Raw genomic sequence first — 19547 nt, 5'->3', positions numbered from 1 at the left:
TCTGCCTTCCGGAGGGGTGTGGTGAAGTTCAGAAAGAGATCGAGAATCAAGCGATCCGCATCAAGGCTAGCAGCTCGGCGCTGACGTCCTCGACCGAGGTATTGACGAGGGTGGTGTCGAATTCCTCTTCGGCCGCCAGCTCCGTACGGGCCGCCGCCAGCCGCCGCTCGATGACCTCGGGGGGCTCCGTCCCCCTGCCGGTCAGGCGGCGGACGAGCTCCTCCCAGCTGGGCGGGGCGAGGAATACGAGCCGGGCGGAGGGCATGGCCTTCCGTACGAGCCTGGCGCCCTGGAGGTCGATCTCGAGAAGGACGGGTTCGCCCCGTTCCAGATGCTCGAGAACGGCGGCGCGGGGGGTGCCGTACCGGTTTCCCGCGAATTCGGCCCACTCCAGCAGTTCCCCGTTCGCGACGAGTTTGTCGAACTCGTCGTCGCTGACGAAGAAGTACTGCACGCCGTGCTTCTCACCGGGGCGCGGCCTGCGCGTCGTCGCGGACACGGACAGCCAGACATCCGGATGGGCCTTGCGCAGATGTGCGACGACCGTGCTCTTCCCGACCCCTGAAGGGCCGGAGAGCACGGTCAGCCGAGGCTTGCCGGCGGGAGGTTCCGGGGTGTCCCCCCGGGGAACTGCAGAACTCATGCAGTGATTATCCCGGTTCGGAGCAGTGCCTTGCCACCAGGACGCCGCAGGCCGTGGCCCGCGGCGTCCTCGTCACGGGGCGATCAGGCGGAGGCTCCGCCGAACTCCCGCTCCAGAGCGGCGATCTGGTTGGAGCCCAGGCCGCGCACTCGGCGGCTCTCGGAGATCCCGAGACGCTCCATGATCTGCTTGGCGCGGACCTTGCCGACGCCCGGGAGGCTTTCCAGGAGAGCACTGACCTTCATCTTGCCGATGACGTCGTTCTCCTGGCCCTGCTTGATCACGTCGTGCAGGGTCGCGCCGGAGTGCTTCAGCCGGTTCTTGACCTCGGCGCGCTCCCGGCGAGCCGCGGCGGCCTTTTCGAGCGCGGCTGCGCGCTGTTCAGGGGTAAGGGGCGGAAGAGCCACGCCTACGTCACCTCAGTTAGAACTGTCGGAATGGATTCGTGAGGAGCTTTCTCATAGCCCCGCCAGCACGGGGCAACGAGCAACGCGCCTGTTCGCGCTGCTCCCGACGGAGACTAGCGGCCTGTGGCGCCTGAGTCAGCGAGAACTGCGGAAAAGTCCTGGTCAGACTCAAGTCGATCGGTACATTAATGGACAAATACCCCCAGTTCTCGGCTCAACTCCGCCTCAATTCACGGCTGTCGGGGTTCCGGCCGCGCATCACCGCAGGTACGAAGCAGGTACGGAGCAGTACAGGAAGGGACGTACCGCCCTCATACGTCCGGTCCGGGACCTCGCGCCCGTCAGGCCAGTGCCTCCGCGAGGGCCTCCGCCTCCGCGAGGGCCGCCTCGCGCAGCGCCTTCGGCGACGGCCCGTGACGGAGCACGCCCCTGCTGATACTGGGCAGGACGTTCCCCTTCGCGGCCCCGAAGACGCGCGGGAGGTCGGCCGCCGTGGCTCCCTGCGCTCCGATCCCCGGTGCGAGCAGCGGCCCGTTGACGGCCAGGTCCACGCCCGCGGCGTGGAGCGTGCCGCCGAGAGTCGCACCGACCACCGCGCCCATCGAACCGAGGGGCTCCGCGCCGGCGTTCTCCTGCGCGAGGTGCGCGAGGACGGTCGCGGCCACGCTCCGGCCGTTCTCCCGTACCGCGTGCTGTACTTCGGCGCCCTCCGGGTTGGAGGTGAGCGCGAGGACGAACAGGCCGCAGCCGCTCGCGCGGGCACGCTCGGCCGCCGGGCGCAGGGAACCGAACCCCAGGTACGGGCTCACCGTCAGCGCGTCGGAGAAGAGCGGCGACGCGGGGTCGAGGTAGGCGTCCGCGTAGGCGGACATGGTGGAGCCGATGTCGCCCCGCTTGGCGTCCGTCAGCACCAGCGCACCGGCGGCGCGCGCTTCGGCGACGGCGCGCTCCAGCACGGCGACGCCGCGGGAGCCGAACCGTTCGTAGAACGCCGACTGCGGCTTGAGCACGGCGACTTGGCCGGCCAGCGCCTCGACGACGCCGGAGGTGAAGCGCTCCAGACCCGCGACGTCGTCGGTCAGGCCCCAGTCGGCGAGGAGCCCGGGATGCGGGTCGATGCCGACGCACAGGGGACCGCGCGTGTCCATGGCGCGGCGCAGCCGCGCGCCGAAGGGTTCCTGGTGCGGAGCCTGCTGGTTCATGCTGCCTCGGCCTTCCGGTGTCCGGCGCCGACGGCGTCGGCGAGCGTGGCGTACGGGCTGGCGGCGAGGCGCGCGGCCAGCCCCCTGTGGACGGCCCGGGCCCAGCCGGGGCCCTCGTAGACGAAGGCGCTGTAACCCTGCACGAGGGTGGCGCCGGCGAGGATGCGCTCCCACACGTCGTCCGCCGTCGTGACGCCGCCGACGCCGACGAGCGTGACGCGTCCGCCGACCCGGGCGTACAGCCGCCGCAGCACCTGGAGGGACCGGTCGTGCAGCGGCGCCCCGGAGAGGCCGCCGGTCTCCGCCGTGAGCGACGGCGGTGCGGTGAGGCCGAGGCCGTCGCGGGCGATGGTGGTGTTGGTGGCGATGATGCCGTCCAGGCCCAGTTCCACCGCGAGGTCGGCGACGGCGTCGACGTCCTCGTCGGCGAGGTCGGGCGCGATCTTCACCAGCAGCGGCACGCGGCGTCCCTCGACGGCACGGTCGGCGGCCTCGCGCACGGCGCTCAGCAGCGGGCGCAACGCGTCGGTGGCCTGGAAGGCGCGCAGACCGGGGGTGTTGGGCGAGGAGACGTTCACGACGAGGTAGTCGGCGTGGACGGCGAGGCGCTCGGTGGATGTGACGTAGTCCCTGACGGCCTCCTCCTCGGAAACGGCCTTCGTCTTGCCGATGTTGACCCCGACCACCGGGGACGCGGCAGCTCCCCGTGCGCCTCCCGCTCCACGGCGCCGGGCGCGGGCAGCGAGCCGGGCGGCGACCGCGGCCGAGCCCTCGTTGTTGAAGCCCATCCGGTTGATCAGGGCGCGGTCCGCGGGGAGGCGGAAGAGACGCGGCCGGGGGTTGCCCGGCTGGGCCTGGCCCGTGACGGTGCCGACTTCGACGTGGCCGAAGCCCAGCATCGCCAGTCCGTCGATGCCTTCGGCGTTCTTGTCGAACCCGGCGGCGAGCCCGAAGGGGCCCGGCATGCTGCGCCCCAGCGCCTCGGTCAGCAGCTCGCCCGGGCGGGCGGCGAACCTCGCCGCGACGCACGTCCGCAGCAGCGGCAGCCGCGAGACCCCGCGGATCAGCGCGAAGGCCAGCCGGTGGGCCCTCTCGGGGTCCAGCCGTCTCAGGACGGTCTCGAACAGCAGGTGGTACATGGCGGCCTTCGCATGAGTACGGGCGGTGTCGGGGGCGGTGGGTGCGGCGGGGCCGCGGGGCGGGGAGGAGCGGTCGCGCTGAGCGGGCCGCTACTCCCCGCCCCGCCGGGCGTCAGCCGGAGCTGCGCGCCGCGGTGAGGCGGTCCGCGTGCTCCTGGAGCGAACGGACCCCCACCTCGCCGCGTGTGAGCGCCTCGATGCCCTGGACCGCCGCGGCGAGGGCCTGGACGGTGGTGAGGCAGGGGACGGCGCGGGCGACCGCGGCGGTGCGGATGTCGTACCCGTCGAGGCGGCCGCCGGTGCCCCAGGGGGTGTTGACGATCAGGTCGACCCGCCCGGCGTGGATGAGCTGGACGATCGTCGGCTCGCCGTCGGGGCCCGGCCCCTGGCTGTGCTTGCGTACGACGGTGGCGTTTATGCCGTTGCGCTTGAGGACCTCCGCGGTGCCGGACGTCGCCAGCAACTCGAACCCCATGGCGACCAGTTCACGGGCCGGGAAGATCAGCGAGCGCTTGTCGCGGTTGGCGACGGAGACGAACGCGCGCCCCTTCGTGGGCAGCGCGCCGTAGACCGCCGTCTGCGACTTGGCGTAGGCGGTGCCGAACACCGAGTCGATGCCCATGACTTCACCGGTCGAGCGCATCTCGGGGCCGAGGATGGTGTCCACGCCCTGCCCCTGGACGTCGCGGAAGCGGGTCCAGGGCAGCACGGCCTCCTTCACGGAGATGGGGGCGTCCAGCGGCAGGTCGCCGCCGTCGCCCTCCGCCGGAAGCATCCCTTCCTGACGCAGCTCCGCGACCGTGGCGCCCAGGGAGATGCGGGCCGCGGCCTTCGCCAGCGGGACGGCGGTGGCCTTGGAGGTGAAGGGGACGGTGCGGGAGGCGCGCGGGTTGGCCTCCAGCACGTAGAGGATGTCGCCGGCCATGGCGAACTGGATGTTGATCAGTCCGCGTACGCCGACTCCCCGCGCGATGGCCGCCGTCGACGCGCGCAGCCGCTTGATGTCGTGGCCGCCCAGGGTGATGGGCGGCAGCGCGCACGCCGAGTCCCCGGAGTGGATGCCGGCCTCCTCGATGTGCTCCATCACGCCGCCGAGGTAGAGCTCCTCGCCGTCGTAGAGGGCGTCGACGTCGATCTCGATCGCGTCGTCGAGGAACCGGTCGATGAGGACGGGGTGTTCGGAGATCAGGCCGGCGTGGCGCTCCAGGTATACGGCGAGCGAGGCCTCGTCGTAGACGATCTCCATGCCCCGTCCGCCGAGCACATACGAAGGGCGCACCATCACGGGGTAGTCGATCTCCGCGGCGATTCCCTTGGCCTGCTCGAAGGAGTAGGCCGTGCCGTACTTGGGAGCCGGCAGGCCGGCCTCCTCCAGTACACGTCCGAACGCGCCCCTCTCCTCGGCGAGGTTGATCGCCTCGGGCGAAGTGCCCACGATGGGCACGCCGTTGTCCTTCAGCGCCTGGGCGAGGCCCAGCGGCGTCTGCCCGCCGAGCTGCACGACCACCCCGGCGACCGGGCCCGCCGCCTGCTCGGCGTGGACGATCTCCAGGACGTCCTCGAGGGTGAGCGGCTCGAAGTAGAGCCGGTCCGAGGTGTCGTAGTCGGTGGAGACGGTCTCGGGGTTGCAGTTGACCATCACGGTCTCGTAGCCGGCCTCGCCGAGGGCGAAGGAGGCGTGGACGCAGGAGTAGTCGAACTCGATGCCCTGGCCGATGCGGTTGGGGCCCGACCCGAGGATGATCACGGCCGGCTTCTCGCGCGGGGCCACCTCGGTCTCCTCGTCGTACGAGGAGTAGAAGTAGGGCGTGCTCGCGGCGAATTCGGCCGCGCAGGTGTCGACCGTCTTGTAGACGGGGCGCACGCCCAGCGCGTGGCGCACCTCGCGGACCACGTCCTCGCGCAGCGAACGAAGGCTCGCGATCTGGGCGTCGGAGAAGCCGTAACGTTTGGCCTCGGCCAGCAGGAACGCGCTCAGCTCCGGGGCGCCGGCGAGCTTCCCGGCGATCTCGTCGATCAGGAAGAGCTGGTCGGTGAACCAGGGGTCGATCTTCGTGGCGTCGAAGACCTCCTGGGGGGCGGCCCCGGCGCGGATGGCCTCCATGACGGTGTTGATGCGGCCGTCGGTGGGACGCGCGGCTTTCGCCAACAGCTCCGCCTTGTCCCCGGGAGGGGTGACGAAGTCGAACTGGCTGCCCTTCTTCTCCAGCGAGCGCAGCGCCTTGTTCAGCGCCTCGGGGAAGTTGCGCCCGATCGCCATCGCCTCGCCCACCGACTTCATCGTGGTGGTGAGGGTGTCGTCGGCGGCCGGGAACTTCTCGAAGGCGAACCGCGGAACCTTCACCACCACGTAGTCGAGGGTGGGTTCGAAGGACGCGGGCGTCTTCTCGGTGATGTCGTTGGGGATCTCGTCGAGCGTGTACCCCACGGCCAGCTTCGCCGCGATCTTCGCGATGGGGAAGCCGGTGGCCTTCGACGCGAGCGCGGAGGAGCGGGAGACACGCGGGTTCATCTCGATGACGACGACGCGTCCGTCGGCGGGGTTCACGGCGAACTGGATGTTGCAGCCGCCGGTGTCGACGCCGACCTCGCGGATGACGGCGATCCCGATGTCCCGCAGCACCTGGTACTCGCGGTCGGTGAGCGTCATCGCCGGCGCCACAGTGATGGAGTCGCCCGTGTGGACGCCCATCGGGTCGAAGTTCTCGATGGAGCAGACGACCACGACGTTGTCGTGCTTGTCGCGCATCAGCTCCAGCTCGTACTCCTTCCACCCGAGGATGGACTCCTCCAGCAGCACCTCGGTCGTCGGCGAGAGGGTCAGCCCCTGGCCCGCGATGCGGCGGAGCTCCTCCTCGTCGTGTGCGAACCCGGAGCCCGCGCCGCCCATGGTGAAGGACGGCCGCACGACGACGGGGTAGCCGCCGAGGCCCTCGACTCCGTCCAGCACCTCTTCCATGGAGTGGCAGATGACGGAGCGGGCGGACTCGCCGTGGCCCGTCCGCTCCCGCACGGCCGCCACGACGTCCTTGAACTGGTCGCGGTCCTCGCCCTTGTTGATCGCCTCGACGTTGGCGCCGATCAGCTCCACGCCGTACTCCGCGAGCGTCCCCGACTCGTGCAGGGAGATCGCCGTGTTCAGCGCGGTCTGGCCGCCGAGTGTGGGCAGCAGCGAGTCGGGACGCTCCTTGGCGATGATCTTCTCGACGAACTCGGGCGTGATCGGCTCGACGTAGGTCGCGTCGGCGATCTCCGGGTCGGTCATGATCGTGGCCGGGTTGGAGTTCACCAGGATGACGCGCAGGCCCTCGGCCTTGAGGACCCGGCATGCCTGCGTACCCGAGTAGTCGAACTCTGCGGCCTGGCCGATGACGATCGGGCCTGACCCGATGACCAGGACGGACTGGATGTCGGTGCGCTTAGGCACTCTGGCCCTCCATGTGCTGGGTGGTGCTGTGAGGGGTTCCGCCGCTCCGGTGGCCGGCGCCGGCGCCGGGGCCCTCGCCGCCCATGAGCGCGACGAAGCGGTCGAAGAGGTAGGAGGCGTCGTGCGGTCCGGCCGCCGCCTCTGGGTGGTACTGGACGCTGAACGCCGGCCGCTCCAGCAGCCGCAGCCCCTCCACGACGTTGTCGTTGAGGCAGACGTGGGTCACCTCGGCCGGGCCGTACGGGGTGGGGCTCGGTCCGTCCAGCGGGGCGTCGACGGCGAAACCGTGGTTGTGCGCGGTCACTTCGACCTTGCCGCCCGTCCACTCCCCGGAGGGGGTGCGTTCCTGTACGGGCTGGTTGACGCCGCGGTGGCCGTACTTGAGCTTGAAGGTCCCGAAGCCCAGTGCACGGCCCAGTATCTGGTTGCCGAAGCAGATGCCGAACAGGGGCGTGCCCCGGTCCAGCACGGCGCGCATCAGCGCGACGGGGTGCTCCGCCGCGGCGGGGTCGCCTGGACCGTTGGAGAAGAAGACGCCGTCGGGCCGCACCGCGTAGACGTCCTCGACGCTCGCGTCGGCGGGCAGTACGTGGACCTCGATGCCGCGCTCCGCCATGCGGTACGGCGTCATGCCCTTGATGCCGAGGTCGACGGCGGCGACCGTGAAGCGCTTGGCGCCCTGGGCCGGTACGACGTACGCCTCCTTGGTGGCGACTTCGCCGCACAGGTCGGCGCCCGCCATCGCGGGAGCGGACCGCACCCGCTCCAGCAGCTCGCCCTCGCTCGCGGCGGCGGCCTCGCCGGAGAAGATCCCGGCGCGCATCGCGCCGCGCTCCCGCAGGTGGCGGGTGAGCGCGCGGGTGTCGACCCCGCTGATGCCCACGACGCCCTGCGCGGTCAGCTCCTCGTCGAGGGTGCGTACGGAGCGCCAGTTGGAGGGGGTGCGGGCGGGGTCGCGTACGACGTATCCGGCCACCCAGATGCGGGCGGACTCCGGGTCCTCGTCGTTGACGCCGGTGTTGCCGATGTGCGGCGCCGTCATGACGACCACCTGCCGGTGGTACGAGGGGTCGGTGAGCGTCTCCTGGTACCCCGTCATGCCGGTGTTGAAGACGGCCTCGCCGACGGTCTCCCCCACGGCGCCGTAGGCGCGCCCGCGGAAGCTGCGGCCGTCCTCGAGGACGAGCACTGCGGGAGCAGGTGCGGCTGGGCCGGTGACGGTCGTCATCATGTGTCCCTCTCCGGGGTTACTGCGTGGTGGTACGGGCCGGTGACCGCACTGTCACCGGCGGGGGCCGTCCCGGGTTCCGCTCCCGGGGTGGCGGATCCGTCCGCCGCGAGGCCGGTGATCTGCTCCACCCAGGCGGCCTGCTCGGACGGGTGGTCGAGGCGGAACCCCGAGTCGAGGAGCCGGTCCCCGAGTTCCCAGGTGACGGCCAGCAGGCCTCCCTCGGTGAGCACCTTGCCCGCGATGCCCTTCTCGAGGCGCGCACCGCGGAACTTCTCCACGGGCACGAAGAAGTCCCTCGCCCCCGGCCGTTCGACCGTGAGCCCCGCCGCCGTGAGGGTCAGAGCCGCGCGGCTGCGGGTGCCCAGGCCGTGGGCGACGATCCGGTCGAGCCACTGCCCCGCGCTGGTGGAGCCGTGGTAGCGGCCGGCCGCGGCGAGCAGCGTCCCGCCGGACGTCCCGTCGGCTGGCGGCGCGGCCGGTTCGGGCAGGTCGCCCTGGAGCGTCCCCCGCCACTTCCAGCCCTGACGCATGAGCCAGTACAGGAGGGCGACGAACAGGAGCAGCCCGACGACCCAGCCGATGCGGGCGGCCCAGTCGGTGACCTCCTGCGACCGGGGTTCGGCGGCCGGCAGCGCGGTCAGGAGCGCAGGTCCGGGTCGTACGTTCACGCCAGCTTCCCGTCCACGACTGTCGCGCGTCCCCGCAGCCAGGTGTGAGTGACGCGTCCCGGCAGGTCACGGCCCTGGTAGGGGGTGTTGCGGCTGCGGGAGGCGAAGCATGCGGAATCCACGCTTCCACGGTAGTCCGGGTCCAGGAGCACCAGGTTCGCGGGTTCACCAGCGGCGACGGGGCGGCCCTGGCCCTCGAGCCGGCCGATCGCGGCGGGGCGGCCGGACATGCGCTCGGCCACTCCTGCCCAGTCCAGCAGGCCCGTCTCCACCATGGTGTGCTGCACGACCGACAGCGCGGTCTCCAGGCCCACCATCCCCATGGCCGCCGCGCCCCACTCGCAGTCCTTGTCCTCGTGCGGGTGAGGGGCGTGATCGGTGGCCACGCAGTCGATGGTCCCGTCCGCGAGCGCCTCGCGCAGGGCTCGGACGTCCGCCTCGGTCCGCAGCGGGGGATTCACCTTGTAGACCGGGTCGTAGGAGCGGACGAGCTCGTCCGTCAGCAGCAGGTGGTGCGGGGTGACCTCGGCCGTCACCTGCCAGCCCTTGGACTTCGCCCAGCGCACCAGCTCGACGGAGCCCGCCGTGGACAGGTGGCAGATGTGCACCCGCGATCCGACGTGCGCGGCCAGCAGCACGTCCCGCGCGATGATGGACTCCTCGGCGACGGCCGGCCAGCCGCCCAGGCCGAGTTCGGCCGAGACGACGCCCTCGTTCATCTGCGCGCCCTCGGTCAGGCGCGGCTCCTGGGCGTGCTGCGCGACGACGCCGTCGAAGGCCTTCACGTACTCCAGCGCCCTGCGCATGATCACGGCGTCGTCGACGCACTTGCCGTCGTCGGAGAAGACGCGCACGTCAGCGGCGGAGTCGTGCATGGCGCCGAGCTCGGCGAGCTGCTTGCCCTCCAGGCCGACGGTGACCGCCCCGACGGGCTGCACGTCGCAGTAGCCGGACTCGCGGCCCAGCCGCCACACCTGCTCGACGACGCCGGCCGTGTCGGCGACGGGGAAGGTGTTGGCCATCGCGTGCACCGCGGTGAAGCCGCCCTTCGCGGCGGCCCTGGTGCCCGTCAGCACGGTCTCGGAGTCCTCGCGGCCGGGCTCGCGCAGATGCGTGTGCAGATCGACGAGGCCGGGCAGCAGGACCCGTCCCTCCGCCTCCACCACCTCGGCGCCGGCCGCGTCGAGGCCGCTGCCCACCTCGGCGATCCTCTCGCCGTCGATCAGTACGTCCAGGGGCTCGCCGCCCAGCACGCGTGCGCCGCGGAGGAGCGTCCTGCCGTTGTTGCCGGTGTTGCCTGTCATCGTCACTCGTTCTCCTCGGTACGGGCGGCGGTCCCGGGTGCAGACGACGCTGCCTCCGGCGGAAGGGAGCCTGAGACGGCGGGTTCGGCGCCGCCCAGCAGCAGGTACAGCACGGCCATGCGGATGCTCACACCGTTGGCGACCTGCTCGACGGCGGTGCAGCGCGGCGAGTCGGCGACCTCCGCCGTGATCTCCATGCCCCTGTTCATCGGGCCGGGGTGCATCACGACGGCGTGCTCGGGCATCCGCGCCATGCGCTGCCCGTCCAGGCCGTAGCGGCGGGAGTACTCGCGCTCCGTGGGGAAGAACGCCGCGTTCATCCGCTCGCGCTGGACGCGCAGCATCATCACGGCGTCGGACTTGGCGACGACGGAGTCGAGGTCGTAACTCACCTCACAGGGCCACGCCCCGACGCCGACGGGCACCAGCGTGGGCGGCGCGACGAGGGTGACCTCCGCTCCGAGCGTGCTCAGCAGGTACACGTTCGACCGGGCGACGCGGCTGTGCAGCACGTCGCCGACGATCGTGATCCGCCGCCCCGCCAGGTCGCCCTCCCCGCCCGAGAGGCGGCGGCGGATGGTGAACGCGTCGAGCAGCGCCTGCGTGGGGTGCTCGTGGGTGCCGTCGCCCGCGTTGACGACGGAGCCGCCGATCCAGCCCGAGGTGGCGAGCCGGTGCGGTGCCCCGGAACCGGGGTGGCGGATGACGACCGCGTCCGCGCCCATGGCCTCCAGGGTCAGCGCCGTGTCCTTCAGCGACTCCCCCTTCGAGACGGACGAGCCCTTGGCGGAGAAGTTGATGACGTCCGCCGAGAGGCGCTTGGCCGCGGCCTCGAAGGAGATGCGGGTGCGCGTCGAGTCCTCGAAGAAGAGATTGACGACGGTGCGGCCGCGCAGGGTCGGCAGCTTCTTGATCGGCCGGTCCGCGACCCGGGCCATCTCCTCGGCGGTGTCGAGGATGAGCACGGCGTCGTCGCGGGTGAGGTCGGCGGCCGAGATGAGGTGGCGCTTCATCGTTGCCTTCCATGGATGGTCGCCCGTGGGCGCAGGTCAGGCGTGCGGGCGGTGTGGGCGTTGTGCGGCCGCGCACGGGCTCGCCGGAGGTGGGCCGGCGAGCGGGCCGGGACGTCGGGGCGGGGCAGGCCGAAGCGGCGGGCGGCGCGGACGGGCACCCCGGAACCGTGCCGGACCGCCTCAGCGCTCCGCGCGCCCCGGGGCGGACGGCGCGGAACGGACGGTCTCGGCGTCCTCGGCCGCGGACGGGTCGCCGGCGGCCGCGGCGGCACCGAGCAGCACGCCGTCGCGGCCGTCCTCCTCGATGAGCCGGACCTTGACCGTCTCGCGCAGCGAGGTCGGCAGATTCTTGCCGACGTAGTCGGCGCGGATGGGGAGTTCGCGGTGACCGCGGTCGACGAGCACGGCGAGCTGGACGGCGCGGGGGCGTCCGATGTCACCCAGCGCATCCAGCGCGGCACGGATCGTGCGACCGGAGAAGAGGACGTCGTCGACGAGCACGACGAGCCGTCCGTCCACCCCGTCGCCGGGGATCTCGGTGTGCCCGAGCGTCCGGGCGGGGCCGAGCCTGAGGTCGTCTCGGTACATCGTGATGTCCAGCGAGCCGTGCGGGACCGGACGGCCGGTGATCTCCCCGAGCTTCGCCGCGAGGCGCTCGGCGAGATGGACACCGCGGGTGGGGATTCCGAGAAGCACCACGTCATCGGCGCCTTTGGCGCGTTCGACGATCTCGTGGGCGATGCGGGTGAGGACGCGCGCGATGTCGGGCGCCTCGAGTACGGGGCGGCCTGCGGCGGCACCCTTGTTGCCTGAGTCCATGCGGAAAGGACCTCCTTCCCCGCCTCACGGGACGGGCCTTAAAGGACGTCTGAGCTGTCACCCAAACGGTAGCAGGGGGCCGTACGAGTCTCGGACCCCGCCCCGCCGCTTCCTGGAAGGCCGCGTTCCGCTCACCTCGGCAAAGCTACTCGGCGTTCGGCTTGACGGCGGACATTACGCTGCGTAACCTCACAGTGAGTTACCACTTTCTCGTACGCGGGGAGCGATATGTCCAGCGAATACGCCAAGCAGCTCGGAGCGAAGCTCCGGGCCATCCGCACCCAGCAGGGCCTCTCCCTACACGGTGTCGAGGAGAAGTCCCAGGGCCGCTGGAAGGCGGTCGTGGTCGGTTCGTACGAGCGCGGAGACCGCGCCGTCACAGTTCAGCGCCTCGCCGAGCTGGCCGACTTCTACGGTGTGCCCGTCCAGGAACTGCTTCCGGGGACCACTCCGGGTGGCGCCGCGGAGCCCCCGCCGAAGCTCGTGCTGGACCTGGAGCGGCTCGCTCACGTCCCGGCCGAGAAGGCCGGCCCGCTCCAGCGGTACGCGGCCACGATCCAGTCGCAGCGCGGCGACTACAACGGCAAGGTCCTCTCCATCCGCCAGGACGACCTGCGCACGCTCGCCGTCATCTACGACCAGTCCCCCTCGGTGCTGACCGAGCAGCTCATCAGCTGGGGCGTGCTCGACGCCGACGCGCGCCGCGCCGTGGCCCACGAGGACGCGTGAGCTCTCTTCCTCCGCCCGACGTGCGAGTGTGATCCGGCCCTCGGGGGCCGAAGAAACGTGCCGCCGCCTGTGACGGCCCCGGAAGGGGCCGGTCACGGGCGGCGGCTTTCTGTGTCCTCACGGGCCTCCGCTCCGGTGGTGTCCGTGCGGAGGCCGTCGACTCGGTCAGCGCTTCAGCGTCGGCTTGAGGTCCTGCAGGCGGCCGAGCAGGCCGTTGATGAACGGAGGCGAGTCGTCCGTCGAGAACTCCCTGGCGATGGCCAGGGCTTCGTCGATGACGACGGCCTCGGGCACCTCTTCGGACCAGATCAGCTCGTAGGCAGCCAGACGCAGGATGCACCGGTCTGCCACCGGCATCCGGTCCAGCGTCCAGCCCACCGAGTAGGTCGAGATGAGCTCGTCGATGCGTGGGGCGTTCTGCGCGTACCCCTCGATGAGGTCCATCGTGTACTCGCCGACGGGCGGTTGCCGGTCGTCGGTCCGGGCGTGCCGGATCCAGTCGGCGAGGACGTCCGTCGCGGCGACCCCGCGCTGGTCCGCCTCGAAGATGATCTGGAAGGCACGCTTACGGGCCTTGTTACGGGCAGCCACGGTTAGCTGTTCACCCGGCCGAGGTACTCGCCGGAGCGGGTGTCGACCTTGATCTTTTCACCCGTGGTGATGAACAGGGGCACACCGACCTCGTAGCCCGTCTCCAGACGCGCGGGCTTGGAGCCGCCGGTGGAGCGGTCGCCCTGGACTCCCGGCTCGGTGTGCTCGATGGTCAGCTCGACCGCCGCGGGCAGCTCGACGAAGAGCGCTTCGCCCTGGTACATGGCGACCGTGGCCTCGAACCCCTCCAGGAGGTAGTTGGCGGTGTCGCCGACGATCTCCGGGGTGATGTGGATCTGGTCGTAGGTCTCCATGTCCATGAAGACGAAGTACTCGCCGTCCTTGTACGAGAACTGCATTCCGCGTCGGTCCACGGTCGCCGTCTCGACCTTGGTGCCCGCGTTGAACGTCTTGTCGACGATCTTGCCGGACATGACGTTCTTCAGTTTCGTACGGACAAAGGCGGGCCCCTTGCCGGGCTTGACGTGCTGGAACTCGACGACGGACCAGAGCTGGCCGCCGTCGAGCTTGAGCACCATGCCGTTCTTGAGGTCGTTCGTGGATGCCACGGTTGCGGAATCTCCTGAGACTGCTGCTGCGGAAACCAGAGGGCTGCCGCGGCACTCCCGCCCGTCAGGGGCTAGAGGGCGAGCAGCTCTTTGGTCGTGATGGTGAGTAGCTCGGGTCCGCCGTCCGCCGCTGGGCGGACGACGAGCGTGTCGTCGATCCGGACACCGCCCTGGCCCGGTAGATGGACCCCGGGCTCGATGGTGACCGGCACACAAGCGTCGAGTTTACCCATGGCCCCAGGTGACAGCCGAGGGTCCTCACCGATTTCCAGACCCACCCCGTGCCCCGTCGCGGAACCCAGCGCTTCCGCGTGCCCCGCTCCGTCCAGTACCTGCCGGGTGGCGCGGTCGACGTCACTGCAGGCAGCACCCGGTGTGAGCGCCTCACGGCCTGCCCGCTGGGCGGCGAAGACGAGGTCGTACAGTTCGACTTGCCAGTCGTCCGGGGCTGTCCCGATGACGAAAGTCCGGCCGATCTGGCAGCAGTAGCCGTGGTACCGCGCACCCAGCCGCACCGAGAGGAAGTCGCCCTCCTCCACGCGTCTGTCGGTGGGCCGGTGATGGGCCAGACCGGAGTTGCGTCCGGTGGCCACGGAGGTCGGAAAGGCGGAGCCCTCGGCTCCGTGGTCGATGAGCCGGCGTTCCAGTTCGAGAGCGAGGTGGCGTTCCGTGCGTCCCACGAGGATCGACTCCAGCAGCTCGCCGAGCGCCTGATCGGTGATCTCGGCGGCGGTGCGCAGAGCGGCGATCTCCTCCTGGTCCTTCACGACCCGCTGTGCCTCGACGGGGCAGGCCAGCCGCGCCAGGTGGAGCCCGGCCACCGAATCGACGGCCCGGTAGCGGGCGACGGTCAGATGGTGTTCCTCGACAGCCAGGCTGCGGGCCCCGGCCGAAGCGGCGAGGTCGGCGGCGGCCACTGCCGTGTCGCCGTCCGGCGACTGGATGGCGACGGTACGCAGCTCGTCGGCGGGCCGGCTGCCCGTATGGCGGTGCGAGGGGTCGGCGGCGGCCGGACCGAGCAGGGTGTCCGTGCCGTCAGCGCCGAGCAGGAGCGCTGCCCCTTCGGGCGGGCGGCCGGTGAGGTAGCGGATGTTGGCGGGTCGCGTGACCAGCAGCGCGTCGGCGTGACCGGCCTGCGCTGAGTTGGCGGCGCAACGCTCGCGGAGCAGGGCGCGTCGAGCCACGTGGACCTCGGACATACAGCCGAGCGTACGGAGCCCGCGCCGAGGGAGCAGTTCCTGCGGGGCCGTGCGGGCGACCGACCCGGAACGAGCGCGCCGGGAACGGTGCCGAGCGTCTGGAACGAAGTGGGTCCGAACGGAAGCGGAGTGCCGGGGGACGGGACGAGAACCGCGGACAGCCCCCGAGCCGGGCGCCCCGGCCGTCACCCCGTCCGGGCGGGCCTCACCAGCGCGGCGGGCTCGCAAGGCTGCGGGCGACGACGTCGTCGAGCATCCGGGCGGTGGTGGCGACGTCCTGACGGGAGTTGTCGATGATCGGCAGGCCCGAGCCGTACCAGCCGGCCATGCGGCCGTGGATGTTGGCCACCTCTTCGTCGCTCAGACGCCGGTTGCCGCTGCGTGCGGCGTTGCGTTCCAGGACGATCTCCAGCCCGGGCAGCAGCACCACCGGGATCATGCCGGGTCCGACGTGCCTCTTCCAGCCCCCGAGGCCCACCACCGGGCGGTCGGGGAAGACGGCGTCGTCGAGGATGCAGGAGATCCCGTTGGCCAGGAAGTTCCTGGCCGCGAATCCGCAGGTCCGGCGCGCGAGCCGGTACTGCGCCTCGGAGTGGTCGTTCCATCCGCTCTGCGGGTCGGCGAAGCCGGAGCGGACCCACTCACGGACGTCGTCGAGGCTGATGTGCGCGGTCGGAACCGCACGGCGGTCCGCCCAGTAACGCGCCACCGTCGACTTTCCCGCGCCGGCCGGGCCGATCAGCAGTACGGCCACCGCGGCACGTGTCGCGTCGAGTTGGGCGGGGTCGGCATGGGGCGCGGGGATCTCGACGGGAGCGCCTCGGGAGAGCGTGATGTGCCCTGTGGTCTCCGACGGGGGCACGTCCATGTCGCTCGCGCGCCGTCCGTCCGGGAGCCGCGACGGGGCCGTGGGCACGGGCGGCGGCGCACCGGGGACGGGCGGCTGCCCGGGAGGCGGCCCGCCAGGAGCATGCGGCGGCGGTACGGGTGCGGCCGGCGGCCCCGGCACCGGGGGCTGCGCGTGCGGGCGCGGTGGCGGCGGCTGCTGGGCGTGGCCACCGGGCCAGCCCGGCTGCTGCGGCGGGGGCGGCGGTGCCTGTCCGGGGTGCGGGGGGCGCTGACCGTTGTGGAACCCCAGGTGGGAGTCCGGCGCAGGGCCGGGCTGGTGCGCCCCGTACTGCTGCATCCGCTCCCCAACTCCATCTCGCTCCGGCGGCGCTGCCCCCGCAGCGCCATGATGGTGTGACAGTACCGGACCGTACCGTCGGTTCCTTTTCCGGTAGAACGGTCGAGGAGTGCGTACGGTGCCCACGGGCTCCGCGGGCGCTCAGAGTTCGTCCGAGAGCGCCCTCAGCGCGAGTTCGTAGCTGCCGATGCCGAATCCCGCGATCGTCCCGCTCGCGACGGCGGAGATGACCGACGTGTGCCGGAACTCCTCCCGCGCGTGCGGGTTGGAGATGTGCACCTCGATGAGCGGTGCGGTCCGCTGCGAGGCGGCGTCCCGCATTCCGTACGAATAGTGCGTGAACGCACCGGGGTTGATGACGACGGGGATCTTCCCGTCGGCCGCCTCGTGCAGCCAGCGGATCAGTTCACCCTCGTCGTTGGTCTCACGCACCTCCACGGCGAAGCCCAGCTCCCCGCCGAGAGCCGTGCACCGCTCCACCAGGCCCGCGTAGGACGTCGATCCGTAGACGTCGGGTTCGCGGGAGCCGAGACGGCCGAGGTTGGGGCCGTTGAGGACGAGTACGGGGCGGCTCATGCGGCGATCTCCGCGTGCGCCGCGAGCAGCATCGCCGGGTCCGGAGCCTCCAGCACGGACGGCTTGGCCAGTCCGTCGAGGACGATGAAGCGCAGCATGTCTCCCCTGGACTTCTTGTCGACCCGCATCGTCTCCAGCAGCTTCGGCCACTGGTCGCCGCGGTAGGTGACGGGCAGGCCGAGCGATTTCAGGACGGTGCGGTGCCGTTCGGCGGTGGCGTTGTCCAGCCGGCCCGCGATGCGGCCCAGTTCGGCCGCGAAGACCATGCCGACGGAGACCGCGGCGCCGTGCCGCCACTCGTACCGCTCGTTCTTCTCGATGGCGTGGGCCAGCGTGTGACCGTAGTTGAGGATCTCGCGCAGGCCGGACTCCTTCAGGTCTGCCGAGACGACCTCCGCCTTGACCTTCACGGAGCGTTCGATCAGCTCCGCGGTGTGGGGGCCCTCGGGCGAACGGGCGGCCTCAGGATCCGCCTCGATGAGGTCGAGGATGACCGGGTCGGCGATGAACCCCGCCTTGACGACCTCCGCGAGGCCGCCGACGTAGTCGTGCACGCCCAGCGACTCCAGAGCGGCGAGGTCGCAGAGCACACCGGCCGGCGGGTGGAAGGCGCCCACCAGGTTCTTGCCCTCGGCGGTGTTGATGCCGGTCTTGCCGCCGACAGCGGCGTCGACCATGCCCAGGACCGTCGTCGGGACGGCGACCCAGCTCACCCCGCGCAGCCAGGTAGCGGCGACGAAACCCGCGACGTCCGTCGTCGCGCCACCGCCGACTCCGACGATGACGTCGCTGCGCGTGAAGCCCGTCTGGCCGAGGACCTTCCAGCAGTACGCCGCGACCTCGGCCGTCTTGGACTCCTCGGCGTTCGGCAGCTGCACCGCGATGGCCTGGTAGCCCTGCGACTCCAGGTCCTCACGCAGCACGCCGCCTGTCTCGGCCAGCGCCTCGGGGTGCAGGACGGCGACGCGCTTCGCCGACGAGCCGATCAGGCCGGGCAGTTCGCCGAGCAGCCGGTGGCCGATGAGCACGTCGTAGGGCTGCGTACCGGCGGAGCCGCCCACGGTGATGCGGGTGGGCGCCGGAGTCGTGCTGGTCATGAGGGCTTCAGCTCCAGGGCGTCGAAAATCTCGTCGGCGACCTCGTCCGGGGTGCGGTCCCCGGTGCCGACGACGGCGCGGGCGACCTCCGTGTAGAGGGGACGGCGCGCGTCCATCAGCTCACGCCACTGCTTGCGGGGGTTCATCATCAGCAGCGGCCTGGGCGCGTCGAGGCCCACGCGCTTCACCGCCTCCGCCACGTCCATCTCCAGGAAGACGACGGGGCCTCCGGCCAGCAACTCCCTGGTCTCGGGGGCGAGTACGGCTCCGCCGCCCAGCGCCAGCACGCCGGTGTGCTCGGACAGTGCCTTCCGCACGGCGACGCGTTCGAGCTCGCGGAAGTGCTCCTCCCCCTCGTCGAGGAAGATCTCCGAGATCGGCTTGCCGGCCGACTCGACGATGTCCTGGTCGGTGTCGCGGCAGTCCACGCCCAGCCGCTTCGCCAGCACCTCGCCGACGGTCGTCTTGCCCACGCCCATCGGGCCGACGAGGATCACTGCGGGCCCGGTCATTTGATCTCCAGCCCGTCGAGGAAGCCCTTCACGTTCCGGCGCGTCTCGCGGACGCTGTCGCCCCCGAACTTCTCCGCCACCGCGTCGGCCAGCACCAGCGCGACCATCGCCTCGGCGACGATCCCGGCCGCGGGCACGGCGCACACGTCGGAGCGCTGGTGGTGTGCGCGGGTCTCCTCACCCGTCGCCACGTCGACTGTGGCGAGCGCGCGCGGCACCGTCGCGATCGGCTTCATCGCGGCCCGCACGCGCAGGAGTTCACCGGTGGACAGACCTCCCTCGGTCCCGCCGGAACGCCCCGAGCTGCGCCGCAGACCGCCTTCGCCGGGCACGATCTCGTCGTGCGCCTTCGAGCCGGGGACGCGCGCCAGGCCGAATCCGTCGCCCAGCTCCACGCCCTTGATGGCCTGGATGCCCATGAGCGCCCCGGCCAGCCGCGAGTCGAGGCGGCGGTCCCAGTGGACGTGGGAGCCGAGCCCCACCGGGACGCCGTGCGCCGCCACTTCCACCACACCGCCGAGGGTGTCGCCGTCCTGGTGTGCCTGGTCGATCTCGGCGACCATCGCCTTGCTCGCGTCGGCGTCGAGGCAGCGCACGGGGTCGGCGTCCAGCCGCTCCACGTCGCCGGGCTGCGGCACGAGTCCGTAGGGGGCCTTGGCCGCGCCGAGTTCGACCACGTGGGAGACGATCTCGATCCCGGCCGTCTCCTTGAGGTACGACTGCGCGACCGTGCCCAGCGCGACCCTCGCCGCCGTCTCCCTCGCGGACGCCCGCTCCAGTACGGGACGGGCCTCGTCGAAGCCGTACTTCTGCATGCCGGCGAGATCGGCGTGACCGGGGCGCGGGCGTGTCAGCGGTGCGTTGCGGGCCAGGCCGGCGAGCGTCTCGGAATCCACGGGATCGGCCGCCATGACCTGCTCCCACTTCGGCCACTCGGTGTTGCCCACCATGATCGCGACCGGTGATCCGAGGGTGAGCCCGTGCCGGACACCGCCGATGAAGGTGACCTCGTCGCGCTCGAACTTCATCCGGGCGCCGCGTCCGTACCCCAGCCGCCGCCGTGCCAGCGCGTCCGCCACCATGTCGGTGGTGACCGGCACGCCGGAAGGGAGTCCTTCCAGCGTCGCCACCAGTGCGGGGCCGTGCGACTCCCCCGCCGTCAGCCAGCGCAACCTGCTCAACGGTGCTCCTCGATCTCGCGCCTCGGCGCTCTGGGCGGGCCCTTGCGGCCTCGC

General features: G+C 71.5%; 19 protein-coding genes and 1 pseudogene. 2 read left to right on the top strand and 18 right to left on the bottom strand.

Translation table 11 applies throughout. The features are described from left to right. Positions 1-46: 46 nt before the first annotated feature. The 10 genes and pseudogenes from gmk to pyrR form a co-directional block, all read right to left on the bottom strand. Positions 47-643: a guanylate kinase gene (gene gmk / locus IEY56_RS01095; protein WP_189035117.1), complete on the bottom strand. Its 597-nt coding sequence runs from the start codon at positions 641-643 to the stop codon at positions 47-49. Between the two features lie 83 nt (positions 644-726). Continuing rightward, a complete protein-coding gene (gene mihF / locus IEY56_RS01090; protein WP_028431629.1) occupies positions 727-1050 on the bottom strand; it encodes an integration host factor, actinobacterial type in 324 nt (107 codons plus the stop codon). Positions 1051-1391: 341 nt separating this feature from the next. Next, on the bottom strand, positions 1392-2252 hold the full coding sequence (pyrF, locus tag IEY56_RS01085) for an orotidine-5'-phosphate decarboxylase (protein WP_189035116.1): 861 nt from the start codon (positions 2250-2252) through the stop codon (positions 1392-1394). Beyond that, positions 2249-3391: a quinone-dependent dihydroorotate dehydrogenase gene (locus tag IEY56_RS01080; protein ID WP_189035115.1), complete on the bottom strand. Its 1143-nt coding sequence runs from the start codon at positions 3389-3391 to the stop codon at positions 2249-2251. Before IEY56_RS01080 ends, pyrF begins: the two co-directional genes overlap by 4 nt. Before the next feature lie 112 nt (positions 3392-3503). Further along, positions 3504-6818, bottom strand: coding sequence for a carbamoyl-phosphate synthase large subunit (gene carB, locus IEY56_RS01075; RefSeq protein ID WP_189035114.1), 3315 nt, complete (start codon positions 6816-6818; stop codon positions 3504-3506). Positions 6819-6891: 73 nt separating this feature from the next. Beyond that, a pseudogene (gene carA / locus IEY56_RS01070) lies at positions 6892-8046 on the bottom strand (glutamine-hydrolyzing carbamoyl-phosphate synthase small subunit); the annotation flags it as partial. Continuing rightward, on the bottom strand, positions 8046-8717 hold the full coding sequence (locus tag IEY56_RS01065; protein WP_229711439.1) for a PH-like domain-containing protein: 672 nt from the start codon (positions 8715-8717) through the stop codon (positions 8046-8048). The pseudogene carA and the gene IEY56_RS01065, both read right to left, overlap by 1 nt. After that, positions 8714-10021, bottom strand: coding sequence for a dihydroorotase (locus IEY56_RS01060; protein ID WP_189035113.1), 1308 nt, complete (start codon positions 10019-10021; stop codon positions 8714-8716). Before IEY56_RS01060 ends, IEY56_RS01065 begins: the two co-directional genes overlap by 4 nt. A gap of 2 nt (positions 10022-10023) precedes the next feature. Then, positions 10024-11034: an aspartate carbamoyltransferase catalytic subunit gene (locus tag IEY56_RS01055; protein WP_189035112.1), complete on the bottom strand. Its 1011-nt coding sequence runs from the start codon at positions 11032-11034 to the stop codon at positions 10024-10026. Positions 11035-11214: 180 nt separating this feature from the next. Beyond that, positions 11215-11853 (bottom strand): bifunctional pyr operon transcriptional regulator/uracil phosphoribosyltransferase PyrR, encoded by a 639-nt coding sequence (gene pyrR, locus IEY56_RS01050; protein WP_229711437.1) that lies wholly within the window; start codon positions 11851-11853, stop codon positions 11215-11217. A 228-nt stretch (positions 11854-12081) separates the two neighbouring features. Here pyrR and bldD point away from each other — a divergent pair, with 228 nt between their 5' ends. Beyond that, a complete protein-coding gene (gene bldD / locus IEY56_RS01045; RefSeq protein ID WP_028431622.1) occupies positions 12082-12582 on the top strand; it encodes a transcriptional regulator BldD in 501 nt (166 codons plus the stop codon). A 165-nt stretch (positions 12583-12747) separates the two neighbouring features. On the opposite strand, the gene nusB is transcribed toward bldD, so the two are convergent. The 4 genes from nusB to IEY56_RS01025 all read right to left on the bottom strand — a co-directional run bounded on the left by nusB (position 12748) and on the right by IEY56_RS01025 (position 15950). Next, the gene (gene nusB, locus IEY56_RS01040; protein WP_045862261.1) at positions 12748-13173 is read right to left on the bottom strand and encodes a transcription antitermination factor NusB; all 426 of its coding nucleotides are present in this window, start codon (positions 13171-13173) and stop codon (positions 12748-12750) included. 2 nt (positions 13174-13175) lie between these two features. Next, on the bottom strand, positions 13176-13742 hold the full coding sequence (efp, locus tag IEY56_RS01035; RefSeq protein WP_045862262.1) for an elongation factor P: 567 nt from the start codon (positions 13740-13742) through the stop codon (positions 13176-13178). Positions 13743-13813: 71 nt separating this feature from the next. Next, positions 13814-14941 carry an aminopeptidase P family protein gene (locus tag IEY56_RS01030; RefSeq protein WP_189035111.1) on the bottom strand — a complete coding sequence of 376 codons (1128 nt, stop codon included), beginning with the start codon at positions 14939-14941 and terminating at the stop codon, positions 13814-13816. Between the two features lie 205 nt (positions 14942-15146). Continuing rightward, positions 15147-15950: an AAA family ATPase gene (locus tag IEY56_RS01025; RefSeq protein WP_373292018.1), complete on the bottom strand. Its 804-nt coding sequence runs from the start codon at positions 15948-15950 to the stop codon at positions 15147-15149. A 42-nt stretch (positions 15951-15992) separates the two neighbouring features. On the opposite strand from IEY56_RS01025, the gene IEY56_RS28205 reads away from it, so the two are divergent. Then, entirely contained in the window at positions 15993-16187 is a 195-nt protein-coding gene (locus IEY56_RS28205; protein ID WP_229711516.1) for a hypothetical protein, read from the top strand. A gap of 81 nt (positions 16188-16268) precedes the next feature. Here the strand turns inward: IEY56_RS28205 and aroQ are convergent, their stop codons facing one another. Genes aroQ through aroC form a run of 4 tightly spaced genes read right to left on the bottom strand, consistent with a single transcriptional unit; the run spans position 16269 to position 19493 of the window. Then, entirely contained in the window at positions 16269-16703 is a 435-nt protein-coding gene (gene aroQ / locus IEY56_RS01020; RefSeq protein WP_189035109.1) for a type II 3-dehydroquinate dehydratase, read from the bottom strand. Continuing rightward, positions 16700-17800: a 3-dehydroquinate synthase gene (gene aroB, locus IEY56_RS01015; RefSeq protein ID WP_189035108.1), complete on the bottom strand. Its 1101-nt coding sequence runs from the start codon at positions 17798-17800 to the stop codon at positions 16700-16702. Before aroB ends, aroQ begins: the two co-directional genes overlap by 4 nt. After that, on the bottom strand, positions 17797-18312 hold the full coding sequence (locus tag IEY56_RS01010; protein ID WP_189035107.1) for a shikimate kinase: 516 nt from the start codon (positions 18310-18312) through the stop codon (positions 17797-17799). Before IEY56_RS01010 ends, aroB begins: the two co-directional genes overlap by 4 nt. Continuing rightward, positions 18309-19493, bottom strand: a complete 1185-nt coding sequence (gene aroC, locus IEY56_RS01005) for a chorismate synthase (RefSeq protein WP_189035106.1) — start codon at positions 19491-19493, stop codon at positions 18309-18311. Before aroC ends, IEY56_RS01010 begins: the two co-directional genes overlap by 4 nt. Positions 19494-19547 lie beyond the last annotated feature (54 nt).

The organism is Streptomyces daqingensis, from assembly GCF_014645895.1.
In the GTDB taxonomy this organism is placed as follows: Bacteria; Actinomycetota; Actinomycetes; order Streptomycetales; family Streptomycetaceae; genus Streptomyces; species Streptomyces daqingensis.
Note: the sequence above shows the minus strand (reverse complement) of the source record. Positions and strands in the feature narration are given on the sequence as shown.